Genomic DNA, 10,823 nt, shown 5'->3' with positions numbered 1-10,823 from the left:
ATGAGCGAGACCGACGACACAACGGAGACGATGGCCGACGTCAGCCACACCAATCCCTACACGGGAGAGACGGCCGGTCGGCTGTTCAGCCGCGGGCCGACCGTCGTCGCCGACGGCGGGGAGTCGGCTGCGACCGAAGCCAGCGAAAACGGGCGCACAGAGACGGACGAAACGATGCGTAGCGTCGACCACACGCCGCCGAAACAGGCCGACGACGCCAACCGCGTCTTCGAGCGCGGCACCGAACACGGTCGCCGCGTCGAGCGCGACACCGTAGGAGACGAGAAATGAGTCAGGGCACGCTATACGACAAGGTCTGGGATCGACACAAAGTAACCCAACTGCCGACCGGACAGGATCAGCTGTTCGTCGGACTCCACCTCATCCACGAGGTGACCAGCCCGCAGGCGTTCGGGATGCTCCGCGAGCGCGACCTCGAGGTCGCCTACCCCGAGTTGACCCACGCGACGGTCGACCACATCGTGCCGACGGCCGACCAGTCCCGGCCCTACAAGGAGGACGCGGCCGAGGAGATGATGGCCGAACTCGAGGCGAACGTCCGCGACGCGGGCATCGAGTTCTCGGACCCGACGACGGGCGATCAGGGGATCGTCCACGTCATCGGTCCGGAGCAGGGCATCACCCAACCCGGCAAGACGATCGTCTGTGGCGACTCCCACACCTCCACGCACGGCGCATTCGGCGCGCTCGCGTTCGGGATCGGGACCTCCCAGATCCGCGACGTGCTCGCGACGGGCACCATCGCCATGGAGAAACAGAAGGTCCGCAAAATCCAGGTCGACGGCGAACTCGGCGACGGCGTCGAAGCGAAGGACGTCATCCTCGAGATCATCCGCCGACTCGGCACCGAGGGCGGCGTCGGCTACGTCTACGAGTACGCCGGCGAGGCCATCGAGTCGCTGGGGATGGAAGGCCGGATGTCGATCTGTAACATGTCCATCGAGGGCGGCGCTCGCGCGGGCTATGTCAACCCCGACGAGACCACCTACGAGTGGCTCGCGGAGACCGACTACTTCCAGGAGAACCCGGAGAAGTTCGAGAAACTCAAGCCGTACTGGGAATCCATCCGGAGCGACGAGGACGCCGAGTACGACGATGTCGTCCACATCGACGCGAACGAACTCGAGCCGGTCGTCACGTGGGGGACCACGCCGGGACAGGGGATCGGCATCTCCGACCCGATTCCGGAGCCGGAGTCACTCGCCGACGAGAAACAGGACACGGCCCGACGCGCACAGGAGCACATGCGCGTCGAGCCCGGCGACACGATGGAGGGCTACAACATCGACGTGGCCTTCCTCGGGTCCTGTACGAACGCCCGCCTGCCGGACCTGCGACGCGCCGCCCGGATCGTCGAGGGCCGCGAGGTCGCCGACGACGTTCGCGCGATGGTCGTCCCCGGCAGCCAGCGCGTCCAAAAAGCCGCCGAGGAGGAAGGACTCAAAGACACCTTCGAGGAAGCCGGCTTCGAGTGGCGCAACGCCGGCTGTTCGATGTGTCTCGGCATGAACGAGGACCAACTCGAGGGCGACGAGGCCTGTGCCTCCTCCTCGAACCGGAACTTCGTCGGCCGACAGGGGTCGAAGGACGGCCGCACGGTACTGATGAACCCGCGGATGGTCGCCGCCGCAGCGATCACCGGGGAAGTCTCTGACGTGCGCGATCTGAAGGAGGTGAACCTCGCATGACGGACGAAGTCGAGATTCCCGAAGTTAACTACGTCTCCGGCTCTGGCGTCCCCATCCGGGGCAACGACATCGACACCGACCAGATCATTCCCGCGCGGTTCATGAAGGTCGTCACCTTCGACGGACTGGGCGAGTTCGCGTTCTTCGATCTGCGGTTCGACGACGACAACCAGAAAGAGCACCCGTTCAACGAGGACCGCTTCCAGGACTCCTCAGTGATGGTCGTCAACAGCAACTTCGGCTGTGGCTCCTCCCGCGAGCACGCCCCCCAGGCCCTGATGCGCTGGGGGATCGACGCGATCATCGGCGAGAGCTTCGCCGAGATTTTCGCGGGCAACTGTCTGGCGCTCGGTATTCCGACCGTGACCGCCGACAGCGAGACGATTCAGACCCTGCAGGACTGGGTCGACGCGAACCCCGACGGCGAGATCGACATCGACGTCGAGGCCGAGGAAGTTACCTACGGCGACACGACGATCGACGTCACCGTCGACGACGCCCAGCGCAAGGCGCTTGTCGACGGCGTCTGGGACACGACGGCGCTGATGAAGTCCAACGCCGGCGCAGTCCGCGAGAAGGCTCGAGAGCTGCCGTACGTCGACGGCGCGGCGATTCCGGAAGCCGAATAACTCGCTCGACCCCTTCGAGATTGCCGTTTTCCCCTTGTACTGGACCTATCGCCAGAGACATCGCAGTCGGCCGTTCGTCTCGCAGTCCTCGCTCGAGCGGTCGGATTCGAGCGATTCGCGATCATACCGGAAGCGGGAGACCCGTGCCGGCACCGCTACCGCTTTCGGCGCCAGTCCGTAACGTCGGGTATGTCTCGGAACCGCGACGTGGCGATGTTTCTGTCTCTGGCCGTGCTGTGGGTCTTTCCTTTCCGTCGATCTCTATCGGTCTCGAGTCGCTCCCGCCGTTGCTCTTCGCCGCCGCTCGGTACGATATCGCGGCGTTGCTGTTGCTCGCCGCCGCGGGCGTCCGGGTCGACGACTGGCGGCCGACCGCGCGGAACGACCTCGCGGCAGTCGCGGGCGGGGCGTCTTCCTCATCGCCGGCAACGGCCTGCTCTTCCTCGGCCAGCAGACGGTCCCCAGCGGTGTCGCCGCGATCCTCCAGGGGCTGGTGCCGGTCATCACCGCGCTGTGGGCGATCCCCCTGCTGGGCGAGCGCCTCTCAGGGCTCGGCACCGCCGGTGCCGCGGTCGGCTTCCTCGGCGTCGGCCTGATCGTCCAGCCCGATCCGGGGAACCTGCTCGCGGGTGACACCGCCCCGAGACTGCTCATCGTCGGACAGGTCTGTAGCGTCGCGCTCGGCGGCGTCCTGATCCAGCGGGCCGGCCTGACCCTGGAGCAGTTGCCGCTGGTCGGCTGGTCGATGCTCGTCGGCGGCCTCGTCTTGCACGCCGTCAGCCTCGGCGCGGGCGAGGTTCCCAGCGCCGATGTCGTCGGCCCCGTCTCGGTCGGGGCGCTGCTCTACCTCGGTGTCTTCGCGACCGCGATCGCGTTCATGATCTACTTCGCGATCCTCGAGGAACACGGCGCGTTCGAGGCGGCGCTGATCGGCTATCTGGTACCGATCGTCGCGACGATCGCCGGCATCGTCTTACTCGACGAGTCGATCAGCGCGCTGACGCTCGCCGGTTTCGTGCTGGTCGCCGCGGGCTTCGGGCTGCTCAAACGCCGTGCGATCGCCGACGCGGTAGGGTTCTCGACGGGCGTCGGAAGCCCCTGAATCGGACGCGAGCGATGACGGTATCGATACCCTCTTTTCGGGCCCACGTCGATGGGTGTGTATGACTCACGAAATCGCCGTCATTCCGGGCGACGGGATCGGACAGGAAGTGACACCCGCCGCGGTCGCGGTCCTCGAGGCCCTCGAGATCGACTTCGAGTTCGTCGAAGCCGACGCGGGCGACGCCGTGAAAGAAGAGACGGGCGAGGCGCTGCCACAAGAGACCTACGACCTCGCGGCGTCGGCCGACGCGACGCTGTTCGGGGCGGCCGGCGAGACGGCGGCGGACGTCATCCTGCCGCTCCGAACGGCCGTCGATTCGTTCGTCAACGTCCGCCCCGCGAAGGCGTATCCGGGGATCGACGCCGTCCGGCCCGAGACCGATCTGGTCTTCCTCCGCGAGAATACGGAGGGCGTCTACGCGGGCCACGAGGATCGGCTCACGCAGGACGTGTCGACGCTCACCCGCGTCGTCACGGAGTCGGCCTCCGAACGACTCGCCGACTTCGCCTGCGAGTACGTCTCCGGCGACGACCACGACGGCTTCACCATCGCACACAAGGCGAACGTCATGCGCGAGACGGACGGACTCTTCCGCGATACGGTCCGCGACGTGGCCGAAACGAACGGCGTCGAAACCGACGAGGTGCTGATGGACGCCTTCGCGACGCGGGTCTGTCTCGACCCCGAGCAGTTCGATGTCGTCGTCTGTCCGAACCTCGCGGGCGACGTACTCTCGGATCTGGCGGCCGGGCTCGTGGGCGGTCTCGGTCTCCTGCCCTCGGCCAACATCGGCCCCGATCGCGCGCTGTTCGAACCAGTCCACGGTACCGCGCCCGACATCGCCGGTGAAGGGATCGCGAATCCCGCCGCGACGATCATCTCCGCCGCCATGCTCCTCGAGTACCTCGGCTACGACGCGGAGAGCGACCGCGTCCACGAGGCCGTCGAGGCGACGCTCGAGGACGGGCCGCGAACGCCGGATCTGGGCGGCGACGCCTCGACCGAGGACGTGACGGAAGCGATTATCGACCGACTGTAACCGCCCGGCGCGAGTTCTGCTCAGTTTCGGTGCCGGCTTTCGGTCCGGTTCCGAGGTCTGTTTTCGAGTCCGGCACCGGCCCAGGTTCGCGTTTCGTTTTCGCCCGCCGTCGTTTCGCGCTGCCTGTAGCCGACGAGCGAACGCGATCCGTCCCACGATCGTTCTATGCAAACAGAAACGATCGCATAGATCGGCATAAACAAATAAAACCGTGCAGACCCGAGACGGTATCGAAGACGATCCCCATGTTACCCGAACAGCGGAAGCGGAAGATCGTCGAACTCGTCTCGGATCGGGACGGCTGCTCGGTCGACGCGCTCGCCGACGAGCTCGGCGTGTCGAAGGCGACGATTCGGCGTGACCTCGACGAGCTAGAGGACGAGCGACTGATCGAGCGGTCCCACGGCGGGGCCGTACCGGTGACGGCGGTCGGCCGCGAGCAGACCTACGGACAGAAGGAGGTCCAGAACCTCGAGGCGAAAGCCGCGATCGGTTCGCGGGCGGTGACGGAGATTCACGACGGTCAGGTCGTCTTCTTCGACTCGGGGACGACCACGATGCAGGTCGCGATGCAGGTGCCGACGGACATCTCCTTCATTCCGGTGACCAACTCCCCGCTGCTCGCGCTCGAACTCGGGAAGGAGGCGACCGACGTGAAGCTCACTGGCGGGACGCTTCGCCACCGGACGCGGGCGCTCGTCGGCCCGAGTGCGGAGGCGTTCATGGAGCGAACGAATTTCGACCTCCTCTTTCTCGGAACGAACGCCCTCTCCGACGACGGGAACCTGACGACCCCCAACGAGGACGAAGCCCGTATGAAACAACTCATGGTCGAGAGCGCCGAGCGCGTCGTGCTCGTCGCCGACGAGACCAAGTTCGGAGAGCGGAGCTTCGCCCAGTTCGCCACCCTCGAGGACGTCGACGTGCTGGTGACCGACGCCGAACCAACCGGTGAACTCGCCGAGACGTGTTCGGCGGCCGACGTGACTGTCGGGGTGGAGGCTGGATGATCGCGAGCGTCACACTCAACCCGGCAGTCGACTACACGGTCGAGTTGCCGGACGCGCTCGCCGACGGTGCGATCGCGCGCGCCGACGAGTACCGCTACGACGCGGGCGGCAAGGGGATCAACGTCTCGAAGTACCTGACGGCACTCGGTGTCGACACCGTCGCGACCGGCCTGGCCGGCGGCCGGCTCGGGCGGTTCCTCCGGGACGAACTGTCGACGGGCGGGATCGCGACCGATTTCGTCGAGATCGAAGGCGAGACCCGGCTGAACACGACCGTCCTCACGGCCGACGGCGAGTACAAGATCAACCAGAACGGCCCGCGGGTCTCGGGGGTCGCGATCGAGACGATCGGTGACCGACTGCGCGAGTACGACCCCGAGACGGTGGTCATCGCCGGCAGTCGCCCGAAGGGCGTCGGCCCCGACGCGATCGATCGGCTCGCCGACGCCGGACCCTGGGAGACGGTCGTGGACGTCGACGGCGCGACGCTCTCGGAACTTGACGGGGAGTATGGGCTCTGCAAACCGAACCTCGAGGAACTCGCGGCGGCGACGGGAACCCGGATCGACGGCGTTCGGGACGCGCTCGCGGCCGCCGAGGCCCTTCGGGCGGACGGTTTCGAGCGCGTCGTCGCCTCCCTCGGTGATGAGGGCGCCGTGATGGCGACCCCGGAACGACATCTCCACGCACCTGCGAGGAACGTCGACGTGGTCGATACCGTCGGCGCTGGCGACTCCCTGTTGGCCGGCGTCCTTGCCGCGTACGCGCGCGGCGAGTCGGCCGCTCAGGCGCTCCGATCCGGCGTCGCGGTCTCGTCGCGCGTCGTCTCCGTCTCGGGGACCCAGGTCCCGTCGCTGACCGATGTCAGCACTGAGCGGGACGCGATCGCGGTGTCGACGTACTGATCGAGCGCGATTGCATTCGATCGAACCGATCGGTGTGACCGACGGTGACGCAACCGATTGTACTCCTCCCGTACTGACCGCCTCGACGCGTCCCGTCCGTCTCCGCCCACGACTTAATAATATAAGGTTCGGTAAGAAACAAACATACTCGAAACTATTTTGCCACAGAGATGCGAATGTTTCGCTATAGCGTGTTAGATAATAATGAACGATAGGGTAGCAAACGGACTTCGCACGCACCTCACGTCTGTGAAAGAGGACCTGATGACGGGCGTATCGTTTATGATCCCGTTCGTGACGATCGGCGGGATCTGCCTCGCGCTCGCGTTCATGGTCGCCGAGCTGCCAGAGACGGTTCTTGGAATCACGGTGCCCGGCGCCGGAGCGACCACCGAGACCGTCTTCGAGGACACGGGGACCCTTCCGTGGTACCTGGCCCAGATCGGCGACCTCGGACTAACGATGATGATCCCCGTACTGGGCGGGTACATCGCGTACGCGATCGCGGACAAACCCGGACTCGCACCCGGATTCATCCTCTCGTGGGCGATCCAACAGGAGGCGATCATCGAGGCCGCCGGTCTGGTCATCGGGTTCGAAGCCGAGGGGGCGACCGCCGGCTTCCTCGGCGCGATCGTCGCCGGCCTGCTCGCGGGCTACGTCGCCCGCTGGATGAAGGGTTGGTCGGTGCCGTCGGTCGTCTCGCAGATGATGCCGATCCTCGTGATTCCCGTCTTCACAACGCTGTTGCTCGCGCCGATCGTCATCCTCGGACTCGGCGTCCCGATCGCCATCCTCGACGACGCGCTGACGTCCGCACTCGAGGGGATGCAGGGGTCGAACGCCATCCTGCTCGGGGCGATCCTCGGCGGGATGATGGCAGTCGACATGGGCGGCCCGGTCAACAAGGTCGCGTACGTGTTCGGGACCGTTCTCGTCGGCGAGCAGATCTTCGCGCCGATGGCCGCCGTGATGATCGGCGGGATGGTCCCGCCGCTCGGCCTCGCGCTCTCGAACTTCATCGCACCCCAGAAGTACGCCGCGGAAATGTACGAGAACGCGAAGGCGGCCGTGCCGCTCGGCCTCGCGTTCATTACGGAGGGGGCGATTCCCTACGCCGCCGCCGATCCGCTCCGGGTCATCCCGTCGGCGGCCGTCGGCAGCGCGACGGCCGGCGCGGCCGCGCTCTGGCTCGGGGTGACGATGCCGGCGCCCCACGGCGGCATCTTCGTCATGTTCCTCTCGAACAGCCTCTGGCTGTTCCTCGGCTGCATCGCGCTCGGGACGGCGATCACGGCCACGGTCGCAACGCTGATCAAGCCGGACTACCACGAGCGAGTCGCCGGCGCCAAACCCGCAAAATCCGTGACGGACTCCGGACAGACGAACGCAGGACAGACAAACGACTAACGCCGCGATGGCCGATACCACCACAGCGATCAGACGATGACTCAAACCGAACCCGAAATCGACGCCGTACTGACTTCCGAACTGATCACGCTCGAGGAACCGCCCGCGGAGAAGGCGGCCGCGATCGAGTTCCTGCTCGATCGCGCGGTCGACGCCGGCCGCGTCACCGACCGCGAGGCGGCCCTCGAGGCGCTGCTGGCCCGCGAGGAAGAGACGACGACCGGCGTCGGCATGGGAATCGGCATCCCGCACGCGAAGACCGACGCGGTCGCCGAGCCGACCATCGTCTTCGCGCGCTCCTCGGCCGGCATCGACTTCGACGCGATGGACGGCGAGCCGGCGACGCTGCTGTTCATGCTGCTCGTCCCCGCCGAGGGCGGCGAGGACCACCTCGAACTCCTGAGTTCGCTCTCGCGGGCCCTGATGCACGACGACGTCCGCGAGCGCCTCCACGAGGCCGACTCGAAGGCGGCGATCGAGGAGACGATCACGGAGGCGGTCGCGTGATGGAGCGCACCGTCACCGTGGTCCCCGAGGACGGGCTCCACGCGCGGCCGGCTGCGACGTTCGTCGAGACGGCGACCGAGTTCGACGCCGACGTGCGGGTCGCCCCGGCCGACGGGGACGATCCGGTCGACGCCGCGAGCATGCTCGCCGTGACCAGCCTCGGCGTCGCCAGCGGAGAGGACGTCCGGCTGATCGCGGAGGGCGACGACGCCGAGGCGGCGCTCGACGACCTCGAGGAACTGCTCTCGACGCCCGAGACCGAGTCCGCGGCCGAATCGAGCTCGGGGACCTGAACCGATGGCTGCCAACGAGACCGCACCGCGATCGCACGATGGAACCGGCGTCACGCCGCTGTCCGGCGTCGGCAGCGCCGTCTGGTACGATCCGAACGCCGACCTCGAGCTCGGCGAGCCGCCGGCGGCCGAGACGGTCGATCCGGACGCCGAACGCGCGCGGTTCGAAGACGCCCGCGACCGCGCCCGAACGGAACTCGAGCGCGAACGCGAGCGGACCGCCGAGCGCGTCGGCGAGGACGAGGCGGCGGTGTTCGACGCCCACAAGCAGTTCGTCGACGATCCCCAGATCGTAGACGGCGTGGAAGCGGCCGTCGACGACGGCCTGCCCGCCGAACACGCGGTCGACGCCGCCTTCGAGGATCCCATCGCGCAGTTCGAGGGGATGGACGGTCGGATGGCCGAGCGCGCCGACGACCTCCGCGACGTGCGGGACCGACTGCTGCGGCTGCTCACCGACGCGGATCGCGTCGACCTCGCCTCGCTGTCGACGGGTTCGGTTCTCCTCGCCGAACGCTTGACGCCGAGCGACACCGCACAGCTCGACTCCGAGCGCGTCGCCGGCTTCGCGACGATCGAGGGCGGGCGGACCTCCCACGCCGCGATCTTCGCCCGCTCGCTGGGGATCCCCGCCGTCGTCGGCGTCGGTGACGACCTCGAGTCGATCGACGACGGGGCCGACGTGCTGGTCGACGGGGAGGACGGCGCGGTGATCGCCGACCCGACGCCCGACCAGCGCGAGCGCGCGGCCGCAGGTCGCGACGTCGAGGTTCGCTCAGAGCCGGTCGCGACGGCCGACGGGCGCGCCGTCGAGGTCGCGGCCAACGTCGGTACCCCCGCGGAACTCGAGGGCGCCGTCGCGCAGGGCGCGGACGGGATCGGTCTCTTCCGGACCGAGTTCCTCTTTCTCGACCGCGAGGCACCGCCCGACGAGGACGAGCAGTTCGAGGTCTACCGCGAGGCGCTCGCGGCGTTTCCCGAGGGGCGGGTCGTCGTGCGGACGCTCGACGTCGGCGGCGACAAGCCGATCCCGTATCTCGACATGCCGGACCCGGAGAACCCGTTCCTCGGCGAACGTGGGATCCGGCGATCGCTCGGGCCCGACGCCGACCTCTTCGAGACGCAGTTGCGCGCGCTGCTCCGGGCGAACGCGGCCGAACCGGGAACGCTCTCGGTGATGTTCCCGATGGTCGCGACGGTATCGGAACTCGAGGCCGCCCTGGAGACCGTGGCGTCGGTCGCCGACGACCTCGCGTCCGAGGGACTCGACCACGAGGTGCCGGAGCTGGGCGTGATGATCGAAACGCCGAGCGCGGCGCTGACGGCCGAGGCGCTCGCCGAACGCGTCGACTTCCTGAGTATCGGGACGAACGACCTCACGCAGTACGTGATGGCCGCGGCCCGGGAGAACGACCGGGTCGCCGAGTTGCACGATCCCTGCGAGCCGGCCGTGCTCGGGGCGATCGAGCGCACCGTCGCGGCCGGCCACGCGGGCGACGCGTGGGTCGGCATGTGCGGCGAGATGGCCGGCGATCCCGACCTGACCGAACTGCTCGTGGGACTCGGGCTCGACGAGCTCAGTATGAGTGCCGTAACGATCCCCGACGTAAAGGCAAATATCGCGGCGGTCGATACCGCGGACGCCGAGACGGTCGCCGATAGCGCGACGGACGCGGCCGCGAGCGCCGCCGTCCGCGAGCGCGTAGCGAACCGTGATTCAGATTCAGACCCAGACCCAGATTCCGAAACACCATGAAATTCGTCGCAGTCACGTCCTGTCCGACCGGTATCGCACACAGCCAGATGGCAGCAGAGAACTTAGAGCAGACGGCCCAAGCGAACGGCCACGAGATCGATGTCGAGGTCCAGGGTGCCATGGGCCAGGAGAACGAACTCTCGAGCGAGGCCATCGAGGCGGCCGAGGCGGTCATCATCGCCGCGGACACCTCGGTGAACCAGGACCGCTTCGCGGACATGCCGGTCGTCAACGGGCCGGTAAAAGAGGCCGTCAACGACGCCGACGGGCTCCTCGAACGCGCGATCGAGGAGGCCGACGGTGCCGCGACGGCGACAACCCCGAGCGAGCCGGGAGTGGAGACCGATGTCGCCGCCAGCATCGACGGCGACATCGAGGGCTCGAGCGACTCCGTGAAACGCGGCGGCGACCCCTCGAAAGGGCTGTTCGCCCGGCTCAAGCGGCTTCTTTCCTAACGCCG

11 protein-coding genes and 1 pseudogene are annotated in these 10,823 nt (G+C 67.6%); all 12 read left to right on the top strand.

Features of this window, described 5'->3' with window-relative positions; all coding sequences use genetic code 11:
* The 12 genes and pseudogenes from FEJ81_RS05090 to FEJ81_RS05035 all read left to right on the top strand — a co-directional run bounded on the left by FEJ81_RS05090 (nt 1) and on the right by FEJ81_RS05035 (nt 10,818).
* Nucleotides 1-291 (top strand): hypothetical protein, encoded by a 291-nt coding sequence (locus FEJ81_RS05090; protein WP_138244259.1) that lies wholly within the window; start codon nt 1-3, stop codon nt 289-291.
* The gene (leuC, locus tag FEJ81_RS05085) at nt 288-1,709 is read left to right on the top strand and encodes a 3-isopropylmalate dehydratase large subunit (protein ID WP_138244258.1); all 1,422 of its coding nucleotides are present in this window, start codon (nt 288-290) and stop codon (nt 1,707-1,709) included. The genes FEJ81_RS05090 and leuC overlap by 4 nt, the downstream gene beginning before the upstream one ends.
* Nucleotides 1,706-2,338, top strand: coding sequence for a 3-isopropylmalate dehydratase small subunit (gene leuD, locus FEJ81_RS05080; protein WP_138244257.1), 633 nt, complete (start codon nt 1,706-1,708; stop codon nt 2,336-2,338). Before leuC ends, leuD begins: the two co-directional genes overlap by 4 nt.
* A 189-nt stretch (nt 2,339-2,527) precedes the next feature.
* Nucleotides 2,528-3,440: pseudogene (locus tag FEJ81_RS05075) on the top strand (DMT family transporter).
* Nucleotides 3,441-3,501: 61 nt separating this feature from the next.
* The gene (leuB, locus tag FEJ81_RS05070; protein ID WP_138244256.1) at nt 3,502-4,482 is read left to right on the top strand and encodes a 3-isopropylmalate dehydrogenase; all 981 of its coding nucleotides are present in this window, start codon (nt 3,502-3,504) and stop codon (nt 4,480-4,482) included.
* 245 nt (nt 4,483-4,727) lie between these two features.
* The gene (gene glpR, locus FEJ81_RS05065) at nt 4,728-5,492 is read left to right on the top strand and encodes an HTH-type transcriptional regulator GlpR (RefSeq protein WP_138244255.1); all 765 of its coding nucleotides are present in this window, start codon (nt 4,728-4,730) and stop codon (nt 5,490-5,492) included.
* Nucleotides 5,489-6,397, top strand: a complete 909-nt coding sequence (gene pfkB, locus FEJ81_RS05060) for a 1-phosphofructokinase (protein WP_138244254.1) — start codon at nt 5,489-5,491, stop codon at nt 6,395-6,397. The genes glpR and pfkB overlap by 4 nt, the downstream gene beginning before the upstream one ends.
* Before the next feature lie 204 nt (nt 6,398-6,601).
* The gene (locus tag FEJ81_RS05055; RefSeq protein WP_138244253.1) at nt 6,602-7,807 is read left to right on the top strand and encodes a PTS fructose transporter subunit IIC; all 1,206 of its coding nucleotides are present in this window, start codon (nt 6,602-6,604) and stop codon (nt 7,805-7,807) included.
* A 36-nt stretch (nt 7,808-7,843) separates the two neighbouring features.
* Complete coding sequence (locus tag FEJ81_RS05050; RefSeq protein ID WP_138244252.1) at nt 7,844-8,314, top strand: PTS sugar transporter subunit IIA; 471 nt, start codon at nt 7,844-7,846, stop codon at nt 8,312-8,314.
* On the top strand, nt 8,314-8,607 hold the full coding sequence (gene ptsH1, locus FEJ81_RS05045) for a phosphocarrier protein HPr (RefSeq protein WP_138244251.1): 294 nt from the start codon (nt 8,314-8,316) through the stop codon (nt 8,605-8,607). The genes FEJ81_RS05050 and ptsH1 overlap by 1 nt, the downstream gene beginning before the upstream one ends.
* A 4-nt stretch (nt 8,608-8,611) precedes the next feature.
* Complete coding sequence (ptsP, locus tag FEJ81_RS05040; RefSeq protein WP_138244250.1) at nt 8,612-10,363, top strand: phosphoenolpyruvate--protein phosphotransferase; 1,752 nt, start codon at nt 8,612-8,614, stop codon at nt 10,361-10,363.
* Nucleotides 10,360-10,818 carry a PTS fructose transporter subunit IIB gene (locus tag FEJ81_RS05035; protein ID WP_138244249.1) on the top strand — a complete coding sequence of 153 codons (459 nt, stop codon included), beginning with the start codon at nt 10,360-10,362 and terminating at the stop codon, nt 10,816-10,818. The genes ptsP and FEJ81_RS05035 overlap by 4 nt, the downstream gene beginning before the upstream one ends.
* Nucleotides 10,819-10,823 lie beyond the last annotated feature (5 nt).

The sequence above is a fragment of the Natrinema versiforme genome, assembly GCF_005576615.1.
GTDB lineage: Archaea > Halobacteriota > Halobacteria > Halobacteriales > Natrialbaceae > Natrinema > Natrinema versiforme_A.
The sequence above is the reverse complement of the archived record's forward strand: the minus strand, read 5'-3'. Positions and strand labels throughout refer to the sequence as shown.